Genomic DNA, 21,320 nt, shown 5'->3' on the forward strand with positions numbered 1-21,320 from the left:
AAATAGGTGGCGTATTAGAATTCTCAAAACGGGTGGTATCAAGCGCTGCCTTTCTACGTAGAGTGCAATCAAAATCAGCGATTAATCTCCGAGGCCAATATGCCAGAGCATCACACTAGTGAACGCACTTTAGTAGTAAGACGAATGCCCTTTGTTTTTAACGACGACATTGATGCGCAATGGAATCGCGCCAAGCCAGAGTGGAGCTATATGGTCAACGGTGCGTCACTGGCCATGCCTTATTTAGAACCCTACCTTATACGCACCATGAAGAAAGCGCTTCCTAAGCTCAAGGACCCAGCACTTATTCAAGAAGTAAAAGACTATATTGGCCAAGAGGCGCAGCACTATCAGCAGCACAGAAAATTCAACGATTTAATAAAATCGAAAGGCTACCAAGAACTTAATGCCCTAGAGGAGCAAATGCTCAAAGAATATAGCGCGCTAGAAAAACACCAAAGCCTGCGCTTCAACCTTGCCTATGCAGCGGGTTTTGAATCAATGGCGTTAGCGGTGGGTCACTGGCTAATAAAACATCGTGAGTCTCTTTTTGGCGGCTCCGACCCACACGTTGCCTCCTTGATCCTCTGGCATTTTGTTGAAGAAATAGAACACAAATGCGCAGCCTACGATGCATATCAAGCCGCCTATGGAAGTTACTGGCATCGCGTTTACGGTACTTTTTTCGCCGCACTACACGTGATGAAATTTAGCCGACGTGGATATATCATTATGATGAAAAAAGACGGCGGTTGGCGGAAAATAGGACAACGCCTAAACATCATAAAATACAATCTCTGCTTTTTATTTGGCACAGCTCCTAAGCTGCTTCACTCATTATTACCCTGGCATCACCCTAGCGATATAAAAGATCCCCAATGGAGTGTTGACTGGATTCATGCTCACAAAAATAACAGCGAAAATTTAGCTTACCTAGACACCAACAATTTAATAAATCCAATAGTATAAGGACAGAAGAAATGAACGAAGAAATACTAAAGTATCAACGCATATTAGTGATTAACGGCACCCTAATATTACTCATCGGCTTTATTATTGGTTTTGGATTTTTATTCTTTATTACCGGTGAAATAAGTCTATTCCCTATTCCCGGCAAGATCGAATACCAAGTACCCGGAACCTATGATGCTTGGCGCATGGCTCATATGGAATGTATTGTTAATGGCTTAATGCTCTGGCTAATTGCAGCACTGCTTCCGGTATTTTTAACTTTTGTTAAAAGTATACGATGGCTAACAATAACACCGCTGATTATTTCTTGGACCATCATTATTGCATCTGCGATCGACCCTCTATTTGAAAATGCACGGGGCCTAATATTTGACGAGAATTCCAATTTAATGAATGCCCTTGCGTTCTTCCTTTTTTACCCCGGCGTAACACTGAGTTTTGTATTTGCTATCGGGATCTTACTGGCCGCTTGGAAGTATTCTAAAAATCACCAACAGGTATAGTCTGTTTATTTTATATATATAAGAATATAGCACCTTGAAATTTTAAGTTAAAAAAACAAGGTGCTACTGTCACACTACATATCGCGCTATCAGCTTAAAGCTAGCAAACTTCAAATAAGCCCGCCGCACCCATGCCGCCACCAACACACATGGTGACAACCACGTATTTAACCCCTCGACGCTTACCTTCTAACAATGCATGCATAACCATACGGCTGCCGCTCATTCCATAAGGATGACCAATGGAAATAGCACCGCCATTTACGTTTAGACGATCATTAGGAATGCCCAGCTTGTCACGGCAGTAAATCACCTGCACAGCGAACGCTTCGTTTAATTCCCACAGCCCAATGTCATCCATTTTTAAGCCTGCGCGTTTAAGCAGCTTAGGAATGGCATACACCGGACCAATACCCATTTCATCAGGTTCACAACCGGCAACAGCAAGTCCACGGTAAATACCCAGCGGCGCCAAACCACGCTGCTCGGCTAATTTACCATCCATGAGCACCACCGCCGCCGCGCCATCTGAAAGCTGTGAAGCATTACCTGCGGTTATGCTGCCACCCTCGCGAACCGATTTAAGGCTCGACAAACTTTCTAAGGTGGTTGATGGACGATTACCCTCATCTTTACTTAAGGTTACTTGCTCTTCTGAAGCCTCGCCGGTCTCCTTGTTCATCACAAGCTTAGTGGCGGTGACGGGTACGATCTCATCATCAAATTTACCCGCAGCTTGAGCCGCAGCGGTTCTCTGCTGCGATTGCAATGCGTATTCATCCTGAGCTTCGCGAGATACATTATAGCGGTTGGCAACAACCTCAGCGGTGTCTAGCATTCCCATATACAAAGCTGGAGCATGAGCTGCCGCTTTAGGATCTACAGCGCGATGCACATTCATATGCTCGTTTTGTACTAAAGAAATAGATTCGCAACCGCCCGCCAGCAACATTGGTACACCGTCTGTCATTATCTGCTTGGCACCGGTTGCAATCGTAATTAGGCCAGAAGAGCACTGTCGGTCAATCGTCATACCAGCAACAGTTACTGGCAAGCCAGCGGCCATTGCCGCATTGCGACCAAAGTTCATTGACTGACTGCCCTGCTGAAGAGCCGCGCCCATAATGCAGTCGTCTAATTCTTGAGGATCAACTCCCGAACGCGCTACCGCTGCTTTAATCGCTACGGCTGACAACGAAGGTGCCTCTAAATTATTAAAGGCACCACGATAAGCCTTGCCAATTGGGGTGCGCGCCGCTGATACAATCACTGCGTCTTTCATAATAAATGTCCTGTATTGATGCTCGTTTTGCAGATTAAATTACGCATTATTTTGCTGTAAAAATGCCTGCGCTTTTAACAAGAATTTTTCTGACTGTTTAGCGCCATTCTCTAGGGGTGCCTGCCTGTCGGTGTTACAAATTTCGTCCCAGTGCTCGGCAACAGCTTCGGGTGTTTGCTGGCTAGGATCTAAATACACCCCTTCCGTTTCAAAAATTCTGGAGCTTGCGTAGCCACCGCCACCGGCACATAAAATGTGACGACTAGGCGCACCGTCATGACAAAGTAATAGTGCCCCAGCTGTAACGGCTTCTGGCACCAACATGGCCAAAATTTCTTCTGGCATCAAATCTTCTGTCATCCGTGTTGCTGCGGTAGGCGCTAAAGAATTCACTCTAACATTGTACTTGGCACCTTCCAGCCCTAGGGTATTCATCAAACCCACAACCGCCATTTTGGCAGCGCCGTAATTTGCTTGGCCAAAGTTGCCATACATACCGCTGGATGAGGTTGTCATCACAATACGGCCATACTGCTGCTCCTTCATTAAGTCCCAAACTGCTTTGGTGCAATTTACCGACCCCATAAGATGAACATCCATCACTAATTTAAAATCGTCTAAGGACATTTTAGTAAAGGATTTATCACGTAAAATACCGGCGTTATTAACCAGAATATCAACTCGGCCCCAAGCGTCTACCGCCTGCTTAACCATGTCTTCAACTTCGCTCATGACCGCCACATTAGCGCCATGTGCGATCGCTTCTCCACCACTGGCTACGATCTCGGCAACCACGGCTTTCGCCGCTTCAGAAGATGCCCCAGCGCCATCTCTTGCACCGCCTAAATCGTTGACCACAACCTTGGCGCCCCGCGCTGCCAGCGCTAAGGCATGACTGCGCCCCAAACCATTTCCGGCACCTGTCACTATCGCTACCTGACCATCAAAACGTATACTCATTTTTATCTCCTTCTATGTTAGTAAAGGCAATTTCCCGACCGGAATGTTTATGCAACCATTTGTACGCCGATCCACTCAGCCACAAGAGCGGGTTTTGTCTCACCGTCTATCTCTATAGTGACTTCTGTATTTACCCGAAAATTCCCGGGCTTAATTTCATCAATGGCTAAAATTTTTGCCTTAGCACGAATACGACTACCCACTTTTACCGGTGCAAGAAAACGAACTTTATCAAAGCCATAATTAATGCCCATATAAACGCCGTTTATGACCACGCTATACTGTTCAGAAAAATACGACAGCATAGATAAACTCAGAAATCCGTGGGCAATAGTAGTACCAAACGGGGTCTCTTTTGCACGCTCAGGATCTACATGAATAAATTGATGATCCAAGGTGCAATCAGCAAATTGATTAATCCTATCTTGATCTATTGTCAGCCAATCTGTCGCTTCTGATTCAAAACCAATATAGTTTTGAATTTGATCTTTTTCGATTAATGTCGTCATAAATACTCTCCGTAATTATTGTTAAAACCAGCTGTTTTCCATGTCGTAAAAAGTTGCATCGAGGTTAATCAAGTTTGTAGACCACGCTTCTAGCAGAGGCAGTTCAAAATTTAAAAAATATGTCATTGCTTGCAACTTACCGCGATAAAAATCCTGCTCTGTCTGGTGAGGTTCAGCGTTCAATGCCGCTTGTGCCACTACACCCTGACGCAGCCACAACCATGCGATCACCACATGACCAAACATATCTAAGTATTTCACGGAATTTGCCAACACCAGATCAATGGGCTTTTCCATCATCGAGCCTAGTAAATGATCTGTGGTTTTAGTGAGTATTGCCACCGCGACACTCAACTGCTCTGCCGCTTTAGACAGACCAGCTAGCTTGGCGGCTTCAATATCGTGTTGAATTTCTGCTAGACATGCGCGATAACCCGCCATTTGATTCATGGGCAGTTTCCGCGCCAATAAATCCATGGACTGAATACCTGTGGTCCCTTCGTGAATCGGGTTAAGGCGGTTATCCCGGTAGAACATTTCCACTGGATGCTCATTTATATAACCGTGACCACCCAGTATTTGGATGGCTAAATCATTCGACTTAGGGCCGTATTCAGAAGGCCAGCTCTTAATAATGGGCGTTAAGAAATCCAGCAGCGTATTAGCTTTTTGTCGCTCTTCGTCACTGTTTGCGGTGTGACGGTCATCAGCCAGTTTTGCGCCAAATAAGCACAGCGCGAAAGCACCTTCGGAATACGCTTTTTGGGTGAGCAGCATACGCCTTACATCGGCATGCTCAATAATACTAACGGGAGGTGACAACGGGTCTTTGCACGACGGTAAGCGCCCTTGAAAACGCTCACGTGCGTAATCCAAGGAATATTGGTAACCCACCAAGGCAGTACACGCTGCATTAGTGCCCACCATGATGCGTGCTTCGTTCATCATATGAAACATATAGCTGAGCCCACGATTCGCTTCACCCAGCAAGTAGCCAACGGCGCCGTCTTTCTCACCAAAACTCAATGCCGTTGAGGTATGGCCGCGGCCACCCATTTTATGGAACAAGCCGGCTAAGGCGACGTCGTTGCGCTCACCCAAGCTACCGTCATCGTTGACAAGTACTTTAGGAACAATAAAAAGGGATATCCCTTTGACGCCGGCTGGAGCCCCCTTAATTCTGGCCAAGACCAAATGAACAATATTGTCATTGAGATCGTGATCACCGCCAGAAATAAAAATTTTACTCCCGCTAATACGGTAAGTGCCGTCTTCTGCTGGAACCGCCGTCGTCAGCAAATCCGCAAGCCCAGAACCCGCGCTTGGCTCGGTCATGGCCATGGTGCCGGCAAAGCGACCACTGCGCATGGGCTTTACCCATTTTTCTATCTGCTCCGGTGAACCATGATTTTCAATCAGGCTGGCATTGGCTGAGGTCAGCGCGATATAACCCATCGTTGTACTGCCAGCAGCCGACAAATACGCATTGGCGGCAGTGGAGATCATCAGGGGCAGCTGCATGCCGCCATAGTCATAATCTGCCGTTGACGACACGAAACCGGCCTCAATGGCAGCGTCAACCGCCACTTTGATTTCCGGAATCATGGTGACTTTCTTGCCGTCAAAGGTCGGCTGCTGCTCATCAACTTTTTTACGAATAGGCACAAAATACTTGGCAGCAATTTGCTGGGCGGTATTGATGGCCGCATTAAAGGTTTCCTTAGAATGGTCTTCATAACGCGAGCGCTCGATCAAGCTCTCAGCATCAAATAGCTCATAAAGCATGAATTGGATATCGCGTTCAGAGAGTATTGCTGCCGTCATAATCACCTAACCTCAATGCAAAGTAGGGGTGCATTCTGTCGAAATGCGGTTTTGGCCACCACGACACCGAATGTCTAGCTGCAATCACACACGTTTTTGACGCTAATAAAATAGCAAGGGGTGAGAAAGCTGCTGATTTGACACGTCGCCGAAGGTGTCCTGCTCATTTTCTGGATAGAGGGTCACAATACTTAGCTTGGGCTCAGAGACAAACGCACTAGGCCCCAAAGCACCAACCATGCTTCCCACACTAAAAAACCGTTTTAATTCACCATCAATATCCAACTGAACTCGGAAGCTTGCCATGGGTTCGGTGCGCGCCGCGCGCTGCCGCCAGTCTGAAGGTACACTCGGATACGCCTTTAAACGCTCAACGGTCTGGTTTGCCGTTTCATCGCCGGTAAACAGGGCGGTCTGTTGAATGGACATTAAAATAGCAGACAAGGTATCAGGCCAATCACTGACGATATTTCCCGCGCCAGAATGGCTGAAAATAAAGTCATAAAAATTCGTCACCGATGCCAGCGCTTGCTCACTGACAATGCGCGAGTAAAAACTTACCCACCCTCGATTAACCATGAGAATATTTGTCGAGCTATCTACGACCGAGGCTGGGAAAGGATCTAATGCGCGCAAATTCATCTGCAGCGCCTTGCGAAGCCACTTTAATTCCGGCGAGTTAAAATCAATTTTTTCTTCACGCGGCGCATAGCCGGCTGCAATCAGCAAATGAGTCAAATCACGCCGACCCAACGCCATCACGTTTGCAATATCCAAGACCATGGTTTCGCTAGGCCGACTATTGCCGTTTTCCAAACGACTTATATGGCGCGGTGAACTATCCAAACGATCTGCCAACTCTTCTTGGCTCAGGCCATGCACGCCGCGCCAAAATTTAAGAAAGCGGCCAAAAACAGAATGTGTATTATTATCTTTCATTGCCGCTCTGCTTATACCAATGAATTCACCACCGTGAGTGGCTTTGGATACGTCGCGCTGAACAAACTATCGCGATTCAATCTTTGCCGAAACCATGTCACCCCGCGCATCTTCCACCCACACAGCAGCCTTGTCTCCGTCAATATTGCCTTTAACAAAATACTCCTCGCCCACCTCCAAATTGACCAGGACACTGCCTTCGGCCTTATAGATATTATTAAAAAAGGAGAAGAATGGCACCGTAACATAATTCACCGCTCGAATATTCAAACGCTGCTTTCCGGCAGGCACCTCATGACGCTGAGAACATAGGCTTAGGCCTTGCTGATTTGCATTGCCGCCATCTTGAGTACAGGTGGAGCTAGCGTAAACATGCTTATCATTAACGGCAGCTAATTCATAAAAATGCTGCTTGATCAGTGATACTTTGCTGCTGCTATCATTTATGTGGGCAACAGGGCCGGAATAAGATTGAGAAAGCCCCGAGAATTCATTTACCTGAGCACAGTTAGTCAGTAGCAGTGCTGTAATAAAAGCAAAAAATACTCTTTTCATTATTATCCTTCCCCGTGTCTACCCGCACACTCACCGCCAGCAACAACGTTATGGAGGCTGCACTCAATATCAGTTTTTCTATTGTGAGGATAATATCAGCTTATCGTCACCCCTGTATGACTAATCCACTATCAAACTCCAATTGACTACCCTAATCAGAATGTGGGGAGCCAGGTTTAGCATCCTCCGTTACGTCAATTAAGACGCCTACACTTCCATCTCCCCAATTCCTCCTTATTTACTTCAACATTAATCACCATACTTTCTAAAAATAGGTAACAAACCGGTGACCTGCCATGTTCAACCCACAGTTTTCTCTTTTAGCCCTCACCCTACTGGCCATGTCTTGCATATTAATTGCCTGTGGAGGCGGTAGCTCCAGCACATCAACAGATTCCGACAATGATGACAGCAGCATACCGAGTAATAGCGATAACGATGACACTAACGAGTCACTGGCTACGTGGATGATAAATACGAGCTCCCGCTCAGCACAGATTTTTGAATCTAGCGGTAGCAGCGTGGGCGTACTAGAAGATGTTCAGCTGGCAGAAGCGCAAACCATTGACGGTGTCGAATACACCTATATCGAAACCAATGGCATTCCAAAATACGATACCGTTATGACGCAAGATATGATTGACGCCCTGAACAACCGCCCCCTTGCAAACAGTGATTTCGACGCCGGCACAACCACGGCAACGGTTGGCGACCTCGTCACTTTTGGCGAACATATTGGCTACAACAGCAGCACTGAAAATTGTAGCGACACTGGAGGCTCAGGGTATTGGCCGCCAGGACCGGGATGCCCAACCAGCCTTGAACGAGGTGAATATTTTACCGCTGAACCCGCCCCAGCCAGCAATGATTCTAATTGTTCAACGGGGCTGGGCACCATCGGATTAATGGTCAATGGCAGCGCCATTTTTGACTGGGGCGACGGCATGAGCTGGGGGCAAAACATTTGGTATAACCTTGCCCCGATTGCCGAGCAATATGACGTGGATATCTGTGGAGGCCACGCGGCAAATGGCGAATACCACCACCACTTTTACACCAGCTGTTTAGCCGACCTAGTCAGTGACAACGGCGACGAGCACTCCCCAATTTATGGGTTTGCCGCCGATGGTTATCCCGTATACGGCCCATGGGAAAACAACAATGAACTTGCCATAAGTGCTTGGAAAATACGCGATTACAGCGCCAGTGAGAGCGAGGGCGGCTGCAACACCCCCGGTGAACGCAGCTGCATACTCAATGATGTTTATGACGTTTCCCAAGGGGTGAATTACAATATTACCGCTGGCCCAGACATCGGCGAAAACGTATCAACTCTTTCCGGCAATACCCTAGCTGCAGTGGACGGTTACTATCTTGAGGATTACTACTACGCCCAAGCGACAGCCAATGGCGCGCAACTCGATGAACATAATGGCCACGACAACAATGACGGTCGCGGCTATCACTACCACATCACACTGACCTCAGACTCAGGAAAACTGTCACCCGCTTTTCCCTATACCATTGGCCCGACATTTTACGGCGAGCTGCCAGATAATGCGGTTCGCAGCTGTGAATCCACCACACCGGGCGGCCCTGGAGACGGAGGCCCACCGTTATTTCTATTTTAATTACCGCTCACCCTACGTGGTAACACCGCGATGACTGCGCTCCAAGAAGACAAGCAAGAGAGAATGATGCACAAGACATTTACCCAGCGCCTCAAGCGACAAGGCAAGCATATGATACGTGCTTGCCAAGCAATAAGACGCAACTTGCTCATAACCCCTCTGTTATTGCTGGCCTTGCCCGTCGCTGCTCAAGATATGGATCACTCCCATACGCCGATTGCGGTCCCTGATACGGCCTTGCCACCGGCCTTAAGCCTGAAGATCGTGAAGGATGCGATATCAGGTTATAACCTCACTCTTCTTAGTGATAGCTTTACTCTCATACCGCCGCCCGATTATGCGCAAGGCAAAAATGACGAAAGCGCCATGAAAAACATGATGGCCAGCGGTGCTTGCACTGACGATGCTCAAGGCAGCCAACTAACAGGACACGCCCACCTTTACGTTAATAGCGTTAAAATCCAGCGTTTATATGCATCCGTTGCACATATACCCGACAGCGCCTTACAGCCTGGAATAAACCAAATTAGCGTTAGCATTAACAATCACTGTCACCGATATTGGACCTACCAAGACAAACCCATTATCGCCACCTTGTTCATCACGCCTGCGGACACCCAGTTAATCAAACATAGGTTTGAAAGCTTCCCGGTAAGCAGTCCCCACTAACACACTGGCTTATTAAAATGATCAAGAAATACCCGATATCAAGCGATCTTGCATCCCACTTAAAAATTACCGCAGCTAGGTACTTCCCCAATCCTTGCTGCCCCGCTATATTCCAGTAATGCCGCTCATGTTAACTATCTCCAAAAAACTCAACATTGCTTTTGTTGGCCTTGCTCTCGCAACATTAGTGGCGACATTGGGTTTGGCGCGCTGGAGCTTTAACCAAGGCTTTCTCAACTATGTGAACGCCCAAGAACAAGCTCGCCTTCGCCAGGCACAGACGGCATTAGCAGCGACATACCAATCCAGCGGCAACAGCTGGAGCGGCATAAACAACCGCCAGCTTGGTATGCTCATACTTCAATCAGCTATGAATGGCCACCCAGAAGCACTTGGCAATAGTGCCGCACCACCGCCCACAGGCTTTAGCTCGCGGCCACCACCGCCAAGACATGAATTCGAAGAGGCCAGCCCTGTTCGGTCCTTAATGCCATCTGGCGCACCAACCGCACTTTATGACAATGACAACAAGCTCATCGCCGGTTTAAAGCTCAGTGATGATTCGACACGACTAATGCGCTTCCCCATCATGGTAGAAGGCAAACGCGTTGGCGAATTACGCAGCGAACCCCGCACTGAGTTTCAATCCCCCTCAGAAACAGCGTTTTCACAACAACAATTAATCACCAGCTGGCTTATCGGCGTACTATGTTTACTTGTCGCTATTGGTATTTCGCTGTTTTTATCACGCCATTTTCTCACCCCCATCAAACGCATGTTTGAAAATGTGCAAAAACTATCTAACGGCGACTATTCAATGCGAACCGTTAACAGTGGCACTGACGAGCTGGCTCAACTAGGTCGCAACATCAATCATCTCGGCCAAACTTTAAGCGAAAGCCAGCACACTCGGCAGCGGCTTTTTGCCGATATCTCCCATGAGTTACGCACCCCGCTGACCATCCTTAGCGGCGAAATTGAAGCATTGAAAGACGGTGTACGAGACTTTAATACCGAGCAACTACTCTCACTCGATCAAGAGGTTCAGCGTTTACACCATTTAGTCAACGACCTCTACCAACTCTCGGTGTCTGACCTAGGCGGTTTAAAATACGAATTTACGAACACCAATCTTAATGATGTTATTTCACGCTGCTGTGGCAGCTTTCAGCATCAAGCCACGGAAAAAGGAATACAGCTTAGCGAGCAGTTGAGCCATGTCGAACTTTTGTCTGACCCACAACGCTTGCAGCAGTTATTCTCAAATTTACTTACTAACGCCATTGCTTACACCGATGCACCAGGCAGCATTTTGGTCAACTTGGTAGAGACGGGCGGTAACGCTAAAATTAATATTGTTGACAGCGCACCCAGCGTCACGAATGATCAATGCCAACGCTTGTTTGACCCCTTGTTTCGCACAGACAGCTCCCGTAGCCGTCGCAGTGGTGGCGCAGGCCTTGGCTTGGCCATATGCCGAAATATTGTGAAAGCCCACGGCGGCCACATCTCCGCCTGCCCGTCTAATACCGGCGGCATAGATATAGAAATAACACTACCTATTAATCGTGAGATTCACTCGTGAGTAAACTACACATCTTAATTGTGGAAGACGAAGTCAAGATTGCACAACTGTTGGCAGAGTATTTTGAGCGCGATCAATTTACGGTGAGCATGCTGCATGATGGCAACGTCGCCGAAACCTTTATTCGCAATCAACAACCCGATTTTGTTATTCTCGATTTAATGCTACCCGGTCGTGATGGTATTAGTATCTGTCGCGGTGTGCGTCAATTTTCAGACGTTCCCATTATGATGCTCACCGCAAAGATAGACGAAATTGATCGCTTGCTGGGCCTTGAGTTAGGGGCCGATGATTATGTCTGCAAGCCCTTTAGCCCTAGAGAGGTTGTCACCAGAGTCCGGGCGATATTACGTCGCTGTCAGAATACGCCTAAGACACCACAAGGTGGTAATGACGACACCCTAATCCATCATAATATCCGCTTAAATTTAGCGCGATTTGAATGCGCCGCCAACGATGTACTTATTGACCTTACTCCCGTTGAATTCCAATTACTTTATACTCTGATTGCTCAGCCTGGACGGGTATTTTCTCGCGAGCAACTAATGGACAGCTGTTATAAAGATCGGCGTATTGTGAATGACAGAACCGTTGACACCCATATAAAAAACCTGCGAAACAAGCTCGCAAAAGTTGATCAGAGCGATGTTAATATTCGTGCGATTTATGGCGTTGGCTATAAAATAGATTAGTATCAGAAGCCGATTTACTCCTACCGTTGCTCGTCAAATTTCTTCTTATTTCCTTCACATTTTCTCCCCGCTCAATACGCAAATGGCGAGCAATATAAAGTCATACAAAGACAATACTGAGGAGAAAATCATGACACCTTTTTTGCAACGTAGCATTAACGCATTCATCATCAGCGCGGCAATCGGTGCCAGCAGCGTCCAGGCTCAGCCCGGAGGTCAACAAGGCGGTGAGCGCGGCCGGCCACCAGAAGAAGCCTTCACTGCCTGCGCAGACTTGAGTGAAAATCAGGCATGCAGTGTCAGCATTGGCGATGACAACATTAGTGGCAGCTGTCTAAAGCCACCTCGTGGCGAAGACAAATTACTGTGTGTACCTGAGAATGGCCGCCCACCAAAGTCAGATAAATAATTTTTACAGCGAAAATCAATCTAGCCAAGACCGTACCCATTAAACGCTTAGTTAGCGCTTAATGGGTAGAATTCAATTTGATAGTGTGCGGCCTCACCCGCCTCATTGTAATAATTTAAAATACGAAGCTTCCAAATTTGTTGATCTTGCCCACGGAGAATATAGACCACATCACGCGGTGAAATATGATGGATACCGTCCCCGTCATTACAAAAGCCAGAATATAACGTAATCCAACTTCACCGCCGAGTTTCGAACCTCGTCTGACCCTATTATCATTAAATACTGATTATCTCACACGACCTAAATTACTACTCCCAGTGACAGCCTCTGCAAACTTTATTTAACTCTAATCGTTCTTATATAGCCTCCAACAAAACCAAGGCTATTCAACGCAACTTATTTAACAATCAAAATGTTGCACCATCTGCTGTTAATTCGCGATAGAGAATCCTATTATAGCCATCAACAATAAGTCGTAATGTATAAGGGCAGAGGATGAACAATCAGCATATTCAGTATCAATTAAACGAGCAAGGCATTGCCACTATCACCCTTAATCGCCCTGATTTTCACAATGCCTTTGATGACGCTGTTATCGCTGAATTAACCAATACATTTCAACAAGCCGGTAATGACCCAGCAGTACGGCTTGTGATTCTAGCGTCTACTGGTAAAAGTTTTTGCGCTGGCGGTGATTTAAACTGGATGCGCCGTATGGCGGGCTATAATTTTGAAGAAAACTTACGCGATTCAAATTTACTTGCCGAAATGTTGCGCACCTTAAACTACCTTCCCAAACCAACCATAGCCCGAGTGCAAGGCCCAGCTTACGGCGGCGGTGTCGGCTTGGTCGCCTGCTGTGATATTGCGGTAGCATCGCCCAATGCCACTTTTTGCCTAAGCGAGGTCAAGGTTGGCCTCATTCCCGCTACCATCGGCCCCTATGTCGTTCACGCCATTGGCCAGCGGGCGTCGCGCCGTTATTTCACCACGGCGGAGCAAATCAGTGCTGACCAAGCACTGTCTCTCGGACTAATATCAGAACTTGTTGATGACAACCTGCTAGACAACACGATTGCAAACATAACAAAACAGCTGCTGCGCAATAGCCCTAACGGCATCGCGGAGGCCAAGCGCTTAGTACTGGATATTGCTGATAAAGAAATCAACGCCGAACTGATCGCCGACACTAGCCGACGAATTGCTGAAACTCGCGGCTCTGAAGAGGGCAAAGAAGGGCTTTCCGCTTTTCTAGAGAAACGAAAACCGTCTTGGGTTAAATAACGACCACCAAGGTATTCCTGACAGGAAGTGACTAAACCTAGCTGACTTTAACTCGTGAGAGGTTCAGGTATACTTGCTCCCAACCTATCAGCACTGAATTTACCGTAATATGCTACTTGTATGGAATCAGGCTTCGTGAGCAATACTTTAGATCCAAACACCACCCTTTTAGTCCTTGGTACCTCTCGAGGCGGCACCACGCTTATTACCGCCGCGCTAGGCGCCCACCCCGCTGTTGCTATGTTAGATGAAGAATTTGGCGATGCCGTTTTTCACGTTACCGGCGGTAAATTCCGTGGCAATAAGCTCTGTGTACCCAATCAACTCGAATGGGACAAGCACCATCAATGGTGGCATGAGTTATTTGCCTTCAGCGGCTATCTGCGAAAAAGTATGCTTTACAACCTCATGCCCTGCGGAAGCCTGAGCATGACCGACTACTTAAAACGCAGCCCAGTACAGCCTATTTGTATTCTCAGAAATCCAGACTCGGTTATTTCCTCAATCGTTAAACGCGAGCGACGTAAAACCAAGGTGGCCGCTTATCGCTGGTCCCGCTGTGTTAATTTCTTTCAGCAACTGTTAGATGAACACCCCAAACAAGAAAATCTCAAAAAACCCATTATTATTAATTTCGAAAAACTGGTGGCATCACCCGAGGCCACTCTTAAAAAACTTTGTTTGGAGATCGGCTTAGAGTACCACCCTCAAATGCTTGAAGCGCCAGAACGCAATACACGCTATGGTGGTAAAACGTTTGACGCCAGCAAAGCAGCGGACAGTATCAGTGATAAATACGCCAGCTTCTTATCTGACAAAACACTCACACTTTACGAATCGTTAATTGCGGCCAGCATACCTGCCGAGACGGACAACAACCCTGTTAAAGCCTGCCCTTGATGATTATTCATCAAGCAAACGGCCGGCCCCATCAACACAACCCTTACCATCGCGATCAACGTAGCAATAACAATGGTCGCTTGGTTTTCTGCAACATCTTAGCGGTAAAACTACCCAGCAACATATCTCGCAAGGGATGATGGCTGTAAGCACCCATAACCGTTAAATCAATATTATTGTCTGCCTGGTACTGACACAATTGCTCGTCACTTTTACCTTTCGGTAAATTAACCAATTCATGATTTACACCTGCGGTTTTCAATACCGCCGCCGCTTCACCCAGAACATCAGCGGCCGTCGCCTCATCACCTACATAGACCAAGTGGCAGGGAATATCCTTAAATACTGGGCTAGACGCCACCATGTCTAAGGCTTTTCGAGAAGCGTCGTGGCCATCATAAGCCAGCATGATTTTTTTAGGTGCCGTAAATTCAGTGTTCACCACTAATACAGGCTTATGTAATGACCTGATCACGGTTTCTAAATGTGTTCCCAGCTGCCCTTCTCGATGTTCTTCGCCGCGAACCCCCATGACAAGAACACGAATATCGCATTCCAGCTCAACCAAAGATTCTTGCAAGCTACCGTGCTGTTGCCACGACTCTGTATCTGCAACGCCATGCTTTACTACACGCTCGCTCGCGGCGTCTAGCATCAGTTTTCCCTTTTGCATCAACAGACGATTACGCTGCTGCTCAACGCGCGTTAGTTCCTCCAGCAACTCTTCCTGGCTTCCCAGACCGATACTACCACTAAGATCTGCCACCGCAGCTTGAGGGCGGTGTTCAATATTATGTAATAATTTAACCCCTACCCCTGCCTTGCCAGCGACCCACGCAGCGTAATCACACACAGCTGAGCTTAGACTTGCGCCATCAATGCACGCCAATACATAATTATTATTCATTAATGGCCTCCCATTACTTTTTCAATCTCTTCTGGCTTATCGTGAATACCAAAACGGTCCACAATTGTTTCGCTCGCTTCATTTAAGCCTATTAGCTCAACTTCTGCGCCCTCACGCCTAAACTTTATGACAACTTTATCTAAAGCGCCAACCGCTGAAATATCCCAAAAGTGCGCTCGACTTAAATCTATCACCACCTTATCGACCACTTCTTTGAAATCAAACCCTGCATTAAATCGTTCAGCGGAATTAAAAAACACCTGACCAATAACGCGATAACTTCGTACACTTCCGTCTTCGCTTAACTCTTTGCTGATATACATAAAGTGACTGACTTTATTCGCAAAGAATAGTGCAGCAAGTAACACCCCAACAAAAACACCGTAAGCAAGGTTATGCGTCCAAACGACGACCGCTACCGTTGCCAACATAATGATATTTGCTGACAAAGGGTTAGATTTTAAGCCAGTAACCGAGGCCCAATTAAAGGTACCGATAGACACCATAATCATGACCGCAACCAGTGCCGCCATGGGGATAAGTGACACCCAGTCACTCAGAAAGACAACCATGGTCAGCAGCATTGCTCCGGCAAAAAAGGTCGACAAACGACCTCGACCGCCAGATTTAACATTGATAACCGATTGACCAATCATCGCACAACCGGCCATGCCGCCTAATAAGCCAGAAAAAATATTAGCAATCCCCTGCCCTTTACACTCACGATTCTTATCACTGCCAGTATCGGTTAGATCGTCAACTATAGTCGCCGTCATTAACGACTCTAATAAACCAACCACTGCCATCGCCGCTGCATACGGGAAGATAATACCAAGTGTCTCAAAATTTAATGGGACATCAGGCCAAAGAAAAATGGGTAATGTATCTGGCAACTCCCCCATATCCCCAACCGTGCGAATATCAAGGCCAATGATCAAACTGATCACCGTCAAAGTTAGAATACACACTAGAGGTGAAGGAATAACCTTGCCCACAACCGGTAATAAAGGGAATAAATAGATAATACCGAGCCCAGCCGCCGTCATAGCATACACATGCCATGTCACGTTAGTTAGCTCAGGTAACTGCGCCATAAATATCAATATAGCGAGGGCATTCACAAAGCCAGTGACCACTGACCGTGATACAAAACTCATCAACTGCCCTAACTTGAAATACCCCGCAACTATTTGGAGTGCGCCCGTAAGCAAGGTTGCCGCCAATAAATATTGCAGGCCGTGATCCCTTACCAAGGTCACCATCAGCAATGCCATTGCACCGGTAGCTGCAGAAATCATTCCCGGACGACCACCAACAATCGCCGTCACCACCGCAATACAAAAAGAGGCATACAAACCTATTTTTGGATCAACGCCGGCAATAATAGAAAAAGCTATTGCCTCGGGAATTAATGCCAAAGCAACAACTAAACCCGCTAGGATATCGCCACGGATATTTCCTAGCCAATCTTCTTTCTTTGAAAGTAAGAACATAAACAACTCTGTAAAATTAACAAAAATGAATTCAAAAAAACCAAATACTAACTATGTGCAGCCAAGTTGATTACAAATGACAGTTCGCAATTAATTTCTGCACGTAACAATAGTATTAATAGGTAACTAAGTGCCGACTAAACACGAAAGTTAGTGCTTCCGTGTTGTTTTTCCTACTGACGCATCCGCCATTTCTGCGCCGCTAAATGCATGCCGATGACGAAATAAATAAATATGACGACACAGACTAAACCACAGTTTTACGGGATGAAAAGCCAACTTATGCAGGAGGCTTGGACCAGCAACTAATATATCCGCGCGTTTGGCAACACTGGTCTCATGCATCAATTCATAAGCCACATGCGGCTCTACAGCAAACACGTTCAAATCAAACAAAAAGAAATGATCAAACACTTTATCTACTGGTTCATAGATCGCACAGCCATAGTCTATGAACTTTTTCATCCCTATTCGGCTTAACAGGTATGATTGTGCTCCGAGACCCCCACGTTCTTGACGCACCAAGCAATGAGGCTCAGCCAAAGGTTCAAGCACTTTCCGTCGGCGTAATTTAAGCGACATCAACCGCACCATGTCTAAGTTTTTATCGAGCAACACTCTGAATACATCACCAAACTGCGGCTCTACAACCACATCATCTTCAAATAAACACAGATATTCATAACCTCGATTATAGGCGTCCTTTACCGCTCTATAATGTGACAAGTAACAACCGAGCTCACTATTGGTCAGTCGCTTACCGTGCCGAATCATCGCTAAAGTATCGCGAAAGTACTCCCCCTGCTGCAGAGCTGGCCTATCTTTACGGCCATCCACAGCGGCATATACATCTGCCGCAACACCTTGAGCCTCTAAGTCAGCCAATAGCTTACGAGTGTTCTCAGCCTCTTTATCAAGACTAATAACGCGACACAGATAGTTTTTATCCATACACCCTCAACCAAGTCCTGCGTGAAGTAAATGCCGTAACAAGCCCGATTCTGCAGCCAAAACGTTTAGTGACCGAAATTAATCGTGCTATCTCCACCACTCATATACCTCAATATACATTGCAACGACTCAGCCTTAGCACTAAGGCTTGGGCTAAACGCCTTTCGCAGCGTAATACCTTTGCTTAGTGTAACATTCAATATACTACTCATAGAACTGTCGCCCCTCGCCTCGTGGCAGCAAGGGCTGTAAACCACTAGTTTTTTGGACTACCCAGCAATGCAAGCAGTTAACATATTAATTAACACCCAAAATTTCCCGCCAGAAGCAGGCGGCATACAAAATTATATGTATGAACTAGCCAATGCATTACATCACCTTGGCCATAATGTGCGTGTTATTTGCGATACCCACGCAACAGCAGGACAGCAAGAATTTGATGCCAGCCAGCCCTTTTCTATTGAACGCATCAATGGGCCAAAGCTCATTCGTCGCTTCCGTAAAGCGCAACGGATTACACGATATCTTCGTGGTACGAATCCTACATTACTTATTTGCGACAGTTGGAAGAGCCTTGAATTATTACAGCTTGAAAAACGCCATCTCCTTGCATGCGTTTGCATAGCCCACGGCATGGAATTCCCCAAACAAACAACAGCAAAAAAACAAAAACGTATTAGTAATACCTTGTTAACAGCCACACACATTCTGGCAAACTCAAAATTCACGGCAAGCCGCATCCACCCCTATGTAGAAAATACCTCTAACATCCAAATACTCCACCCCGGAGTAGGCCAAGCACACCCACCGTCAGAGGACGATGTCACTAAAATCACACAATTAATCGCCAACCGCTCCCCCGTACTCCTCACCGTTGGTCGCCTAGAGGAGCGCAAAGGCCAAGATAAAATCATTGAGATCTTGCCAAAATTATTACAAGACCACCCGCAACTATTGTATGTCATTGCCGGCAACGGCCCCCTGCAAGGTACATTAATAAACCGCACTGAAGAATTAGGCATAGTTGACCATGTTATCTTTTGCGGTAGGGTAAGTGATGGTCAACGAACTGCCCTACTCCAAAAAGCCGACCTATTTGCGATGCCTTGTCGTGCTGTTGGCGACTCTGTTGAAGGCTTTGGGATTGTCTACATTGAGGCGGCCATGCTTGCCCTACCGAGCCTTGCAGGACGAATCGGTGGCGCAGGCGATGCTGTTATAGACGGTCACACGGGCTTGCTGTGTGATGGAGACAATGAAAATGACATTTATCAAAGCATCACCAAAATGCTTAATGACAAACAAGCACTTAAAGTGATGGGGCAAAACGCACAGCACCGCGCGCAAACAGAACTACAATGGGAGCAAATAGCCAATAGACTGCTGGCGCTCAGCACCAATAGCTAATGCCACATTTTTACCATTCACGTTAAGAGAAAAACACGTTTGCCACTAGCGTGGCTTGGGAATGTCGGGTTTGCCATCTTTCATTGGGAGCCCATTGGGGCCAGGGTATTTGCCGTTTTTAATACTCTCAAAAAAATCCGTCAAACGCTGATCTAGATTTTTAACTTTGCGCCCCACCAAATAGCGACGAAGCCGCTGAGGCAAAAATGGGAGTGATGCAATACCCGTAGCTCCTAAACCATCTATTACAACAAGACGGTTAATGAACTCATCATCACCTTGCAATCGTTTTTCAACCACTATGTTGTGAAGCAGGATTGATCTCGAAGGCACCGCGTGTTTCAGCCAGTGCGTCTTTAATTTTTCAAGCGCAGCCTTACATTCATCCGTGTAGCCAAAGTGCCACAGGTATAACATTAGCGACATGGATATATCACCGGTGTGATCCAGAATAAGCTCGGAGCACATTCCTAAACCAAGGTCTGTTTCAACCATTCCGTAGCTGCGACTAATATGATCGAAAATAGAATCTGCGTAATTTTCTTGAAAATCACGAAGAACTCGAAACTCCTCGGCATTGTCATCAAAGGCCGACAATGGCAACAACGTCTTGGGGAAGCCCTTTTTGCGACGACAATCTTCCAGTGTAAATTCAGGCCGCCGCACTTTAATACAGCGATCAGGATGATCGGGGTGAATAAAGCAAAGGCGGTTGCCTCCCCGAGAAAAAGGCCGCTCTGCCGTTAACTTTATGCTCACTGACCAACCTCGCCAGCCATCACATCTTGAGCCCAGACATAATCATGACTAAAGCCCATCTCTAAACTCGCCTCGACAATAAATTGCGCATAGAGCTTTGAGTTTATCTCTTTATGAAAAAATTCACGGGCACGAGACGCCCAATGCTGCCGCTTGGCATCATCTGCCTGAAACTCTCGAATTTTTGCTATTAAGCTAGACTCGTCATCAAAATACACCGCTGATTCGGGCGGTAAAAGCTCATCAAAGCGAGGAGCACTGCTGGTAAGGAGCAATATCCCGTTACCCGCGAGCTGCGCCATACGCGCCGACGAATACCAATAATCGCCCTCTTGGCGATTCAAATTTAGTCCCATTTTGGTCTTCGCCAAGGCGCGATCGTAATCTCGCCCCCAAACCGGCGCCTCACCAAAGCTGCCATAGGTTTTAAAATTCATTTCCTGCTTTACAGCTTCTTTAATATTGCCGACCATTTCTAAACGCTTGGTAAAATCGGTGCTGTTACTACAAAACAATAAATCAATGTCTAAATCTGTACGCCTTGAATTATCTAAGCACTCAACTGACGGCTCAACAGGGTTTGGCATATGATAAATACGAGCACCAAGCCCCTCAAACTGCCTTAACTCCCTTAACCCTGTTGAAACAAACACAGCATCAACCACCCCCGCCCGGGATCGAATCCGCTCTACATTACTCGGTACAAATAAAGGATCATTATTACAATGCGCAATGACACATGCAGGACGGCGACGTTTTATTTCACTTAGGGTCTCATTACTTATCGTATCGCAATGCCCCGCAATAACGAGATCAGGCTCCATCGCATCAGCCATTTCAAGTAAACGCTTATTTGCCTTGCCAACACCGAGATCACGGATACCAAACGGCGCTTCAAATGCGGCCACGTCGCGATCACTAAAGCTTTGCAAATAGTGATCATTTTTGATCAAGCCAAAACCTAATTTTTGCGCCCAGCTCACTCTCGTTCGGCCATAACGTCGCAACTGCTGGGTATCTACTTGAAGTATTCTCATCATTGTCTCAACGGATTTAATATCTGTTTTTTTACAAATAACGCTATTT

The 21,320-nt window shown here is 46.7% G+C and carries 21 protein-coding genes; 10 read left to right on the forward strand and 11 right to left on the reverse strand.

Annotation, left to right across the window (positions count from 1 at the left end; genetic code table 11):
* The first annotated feature begins 99 nt into the window (after positions 1-99).
* Together AELLOGFF_RS16390 and AELLOGFF_RS16395 are read left to right on the forward strand one after the other, a co-directional pair.
* Entirely contained in the window at positions 100-969 is an 870-nt protein-coding gene (locus AELLOGFF_RS16390; RefSeq protein ID WP_159287840.1) for a metal-dependent hydrolase, read from the forward strand.
* 11 nt (positions 970-980) lie between these two features.
* The gene (locus AELLOGFF_RS16395) at positions 981-1,475 is read left to right on the forward strand and encodes a hypothetical protein (RefSeq protein WP_159270072.1); all 495 of its coding nucleotides are present in this window, start codon (positions 981-983) and stop codon (positions 1,473-1,475) included.
* A 100-nt stretch (positions 1,476-1,575) separates the two neighbouring features.
* Here AELLOGFF_RS16395 and AELLOGFF_RS16400 read toward each other — a convergent pair whose 3' ends face one another.
* From AELLOGFF_RS16400 to AELLOGFF_RS16425, 6 genes are all read right to left on the reverse strand, one after another.
* The gene (locus AELLOGFF_RS16400; RefSeq protein ID WP_159270073.1) at positions 1,576-2,757 is read right to left on the reverse strand and encodes an acetyl-CoA C-acyltransferase; all 1,182 of its coding nucleotides are present in this window, start codon (positions 2,755-2,757) and stop codon (positions 1,576-1,578) included.
* A 39-nt stretch (positions 2,758-2,796) separates the two neighbouring features.
* Positions 2,797-3,717 carry an SDR family NAD(P)-dependent oxidoreductase gene (locus AELLOGFF_RS16405; protein WP_159270074.1) on the reverse strand — a complete coding sequence of 307 codons (921 nt, stop codon included), beginning with the start codon at positions 3,715-3,717 and terminating at the stop codon, positions 2,797-2,799.
* A gap of 47 nt (positions 3,718-3,764) precedes the next feature.
* Complete coding sequence (locus tag AELLOGFF_RS16410; protein ID WP_159270075.1) at positions 3,765-4,226, reverse strand: MaoC family dehydratase; 462 nt, start codon at positions 4,224-4,226, stop codon at positions 3,765-3,767.
* A gap of 21 nt (positions 4,227-4,247) precedes the next feature.
* Entirely contained in the window at positions 4,248-6,050 is a 1,803-nt protein-coding gene (locus tag AELLOGFF_RS16415) for an acyl-CoA dehydrogenase (RefSeq protein ID WP_159270076.1), read from the reverse strand.
* Positions 6,051-6,152: 102 nt separating this feature from the next.
* Positions 6,153-6,989: a helix-turn-helix domain-containing protein gene (locus AELLOGFF_RS16420; protein ID WP_159270077.1), complete on the reverse strand. Its 837-nt coding sequence runs from the start codon at positions 6,987-6,989 to the stop codon at positions 6,153-6,155.
* A gap of 66 nt (positions 6,990-7,055) precedes the next feature.
* The gene (locus AELLOGFF_RS16425) at positions 7,056-7,544 is read right to left on the reverse strand and encodes a hypothetical protein (protein ID WP_159270078.1); all 489 of its coding nucleotides are present in this window, start codon (positions 7,542-7,544) and stop codon (positions 7,056-7,058) included.
* A gap of 296 nt (positions 7,545-7,840) precedes the next feature.
* Between AELLOGFF_RS16425 and AELLOGFF_RS16430 the strand changes: the two genes are divergently transcribed.
* The 7 genes from AELLOGFF_RS16430 (at position 7,841) to AELLOGFF_RS16460 (ending at position 14,717) form a co-directional block, all read left to right on the forward strand.
* A complete protein-coding gene (locus AELLOGFF_RS16430; RefSeq protein WP_159270079.1) occupies positions 7,841-9,175 on the forward strand; it encodes a YHYH protein in 1,335 nt (444 codons plus the stop codon).
* A gap of 30 nt (positions 9,176-9,205) precedes the next feature.
* Entirely contained in the window at positions 9,206-9,844 is a 639-nt protein-coding gene (locus AELLOGFF_RS16435) for a hypothetical protein (protein ID WP_200842763.1), read from the forward strand.
* A gap of 127 nt (positions 9,845-9,971) precedes the next feature.
* Positions 9,972-11,429, forward strand: a complete 1,458-nt coding sequence (locus AELLOGFF_RS16440; protein ID WP_159270080.1) for an ATP-binding protein — start codon at positions 9,972-9,974, stop codon at positions 11,427-11,429.
* Positions 11,426-12,121: a response regulator gene (locus AELLOGFF_RS16445; protein WP_159270081.1), complete on the forward strand. Its 696-nt coding sequence runs from the start codon at positions 11,426-11,428 to the stop codon at positions 12,119-12,121. The genes AELLOGFF_RS16440 and AELLOGFF_RS16445 overlap by 4 nt, the downstream gene beginning before the upstream one ends.
* Positions 12,122-12,251: 130 nt before the next feature.
* Positions 12,252-12,530 carry a hypothetical protein gene (locus AELLOGFF_RS16450; protein ID WP_159270082.1) on the forward strand — a complete coding sequence of 93 codons (279 nt, stop codon included), beginning with the start codon at positions 12,252-12,254 and terminating at the stop codon, positions 12,528-12,530.
* A gap of 498 nt (positions 12,531-13,028) precedes the next feature.
* Positions 13,029-13,817, forward strand: coding sequence for an enoyl-CoA hydratase/isomerase family protein (locus tag AELLOGFF_RS16455; RefSeq protein WP_159270083.1), 789 nt, complete (start codon positions 13,029-13,031; stop codon positions 13,815-13,817).
* A 135-nt stretch (positions 13,818-13,952) separates the two neighbouring features.
* Entirely contained in the window at positions 13,953-14,717 is a 765-nt protein-coding gene (locus tag AELLOGFF_RS16460; protein WP_159270084.1) for a sulfotransferase family protein, read from the forward strand.
* Positions 14,718-14,772: 55 nt separating this feature from the next.
* Here AELLOGFF_RS16460 and AELLOGFF_RS16465 read toward each other — a convergent pair whose 3' ends face one another.
* From AELLOGFF_RS16465 to AELLOGFF_RS16475, 3 genes are all read right to left on the reverse strand, one after another.
* Entirely contained in the window at positions 14,773-15,624 is an 852-nt protein-coding gene (locus AELLOGFF_RS16465) for a universal stress protein (protein WP_159270085.1), read from the reverse strand.
* Positions 15,624-17,117, reverse strand: a complete 1,494-nt coding sequence (locus tag AELLOGFF_RS16470; protein WP_159270086.1) for a SulP family inorganic anion transporter — start codon at positions 17,115-17,117, stop codon at positions 15,624-15,626. Before AELLOGFF_RS16470 ends, AELLOGFF_RS16465 begins: the two co-directional genes overlap by 1 nt.
* 150 nt (positions 17,118-17,267) lie before the next feature.
* On the reverse strand, positions 17,268-18,068 hold the full coding sequence (locus AELLOGFF_RS16475) for a glycosyltransferase family 25 protein (protein WP_159270087.1): 801 nt from the start codon (positions 18,066-18,068) through the stop codon (positions 17,268-17,270).
* Between the two features lie 279 nt (positions 18,069-18,347).
* Between AELLOGFF_RS16475 and AELLOGFF_RS16480 the strand changes: the two genes are divergently transcribed.
* Positions 18,348-19,475, forward strand: a complete 1,128-nt coding sequence (locus tag AELLOGFF_RS16480) for a glycosyltransferase family 4 protein (RefSeq protein ID WP_159270088.1) — start codon at positions 18,348-18,350, stop codon at positions 19,473-19,475.
* A 45-nt stretch (positions 19,476-19,520) separates the two neighbouring features.
* Here the strand turns inward: AELLOGFF_RS16480 and AELLOGFF_RS16485 are convergent, their stop codons facing one another.
* Together AELLOGFF_RS16485 and AELLOGFF_RS16490 are read right to left on the reverse strand one after the other, a co-directional pair.
* Positions 19,521-20,234 carry a YrbL family protein gene (locus AELLOGFF_RS16485; protein ID WP_159270089.1) on the reverse strand — a complete coding sequence of 238 codons (714 nt, stop codon included), beginning with the start codon at positions 20,232-20,234 and terminating at the stop codon, positions 19,521-19,523.
* Positions 20,231-21,274: a glycosyltransferase gene (locus tag AELLOGFF_RS16490; RefSeq protein WP_235035758.1), complete on the reverse strand. Its 1,044-nt coding sequence runs from the start codon at positions 21,272-21,274 to the stop codon at positions 20,231-20,233. The genes AELLOGFF_RS16485 and AELLOGFF_RS16490 overlap by 4 nt, the downstream gene beginning before the upstream one ends.
* Positions 21,275-21,320: the final 46 nt, after the last annotated feature.

It is taken from the genome of Zhongshania aliphaticivorans, from assembly GCF_902705875.1.
In the GTDB taxonomy this organism is placed as follows: Bacteria; Pseudomonadota; Gammaproteobacteria; order Pseudomonadales; family Spongiibacteraceae; genus Spongiibacter; species Spongiibacter aliphaticivorans_A.

What these genes read in the sequence shown, in the direction of transcription:
- AELLOGFF_RS16390 (WP_159287840.1), top strand. Translation starts at nt 100, where the DNA reads ATGCCAGAGCATCACACTAGTGAACGCACTTTAGTAGTAAGACGAATG.
- AELLOGFF_RS16395 (WP_159270072.1), top strand. Translation starts at nt 981, where the DNA reads ATGAACGAAGAAATACTAAAGTATCAACGCATATTAGTGATTAACGGC.
- AELLOGFF_RS16400 (WP_159270073.1), bottom strand. Translation starts at nt 2,757, where the DNA reads ATGAAAGACGCAGTGATTGTATCAGCGGCGCGCACCCCAATTGGCAAG.
- AELLOGFF_RS16405 (WP_159270074.1), bottom strand. Translation starts at nt 3,717, where the DNA reads ATGAGTATACGTTTTGATGGTCAGGTAGCGATAGTGACAGGTGCCGGA.
- AELLOGFF_RS16410 (WP_159270075.1), bottom strand. Translation starts at nt 4,226, where the DNA reads ATGACGACATTAATCGAAAAAGATCAAATTCAAAACTATATTGGTTTT.
- AELLOGFF_RS16415 (WP_159270076.1), bottom strand. Translation starts at nt 6,050, where the DNA reads ATGACGGCAGCAATACTCTCTGAACGCGATATCCAATTCATGCTTTAT.
- AELLOGFF_RS16420 (WP_159270077.1), bottom strand. Translation starts at nt 6,989, where the DNA reads ATGAAAGATAATAATACACATTCTGTTTTTGGCCGCTTTCTTAAATTT.
- AELLOGFF_RS16425 (WP_159270078.1), bottom strand. Translation starts at nt 7,544, where the DNA reads ATGAAAAGAGTATTTTTTGCTTTTATTACAGCACTGCTACTGACTAAC.
- AELLOGFF_RS16430 (WP_159270079.1), top strand. Translation starts at nt 7,841, where the DNA reads ATGTTCAACCCACAGTTTTCTCTTTTAGCCCTCACCCTACTGGCCATG.
- AELLOGFF_RS16435 (WP_200842763.1), top strand. Translation starts at nt 9,206, where the DNA reads ATGACTGCGCTCCAAGAAGACAAGCAAGAGAGAATGATGCACAAGACA.
- AELLOGFF_RS16440 (WP_159270080.1), top strand. Translation starts at nt 9,972, where the DNA reads ATGTTAACTATCTCCAAAAAACTCAACATTGCTTTTGTTGGCCTTGCT.
- AELLOGFF_RS16450 (WP_159270082.1), top strand. Translation starts at nt 12,252, where the DNA reads ATGACACCTTTTTTGCAACGTAGCATTAACGCATTCATCATCAGCGCG.
- AELLOGFF_RS16455 (WP_159270083.1), top strand. Translation starts at nt 13,029, where the DNA reads ATGAACAATCAGCATATTCAGTATCAATTAAACGAGCAAGGCATTGCC.
- AELLOGFF_RS16465 (WP_159270085.1), bottom strand. Translation starts at nt 15,624, where the DNA reads ATGAATAATAATTATGTATTGGCGTGCATTGATGGCGCAAGTCTAAGC.
- AELLOGFF_RS16470 (WP_159270086.1), bottom strand. Translation starts at nt 17,117, where the DNA reads ATGTTCTTACTTTCAAAGAAAGAAGATTGGCTAGGAAATATCCGTGGC.
- AELLOGFF_RS16475 (WP_159270087.1), bottom strand. Translation starts at nt 18,068, where the DNA reads ATGGATAAAAACTATCTGTGTCGCGTTATTAGTCTTGATAAAGAGGCT.
- AELLOGFF_RS16480 (WP_159270088.1), top strand. Translation starts at nt 18,348, where the DNA reads ATGCAAGCAGTTAACATATTAATTAACACCCAAAATTTCCCGCCAGAA.
- AELLOGFF_RS16490 (WP_235035758.1), bottom strand. Translation starts at nt 21,274, where the DNA reads ATGATGAGAATACTTCAAGTAGATACCCAGCAGTTGCGACGTTATGGC.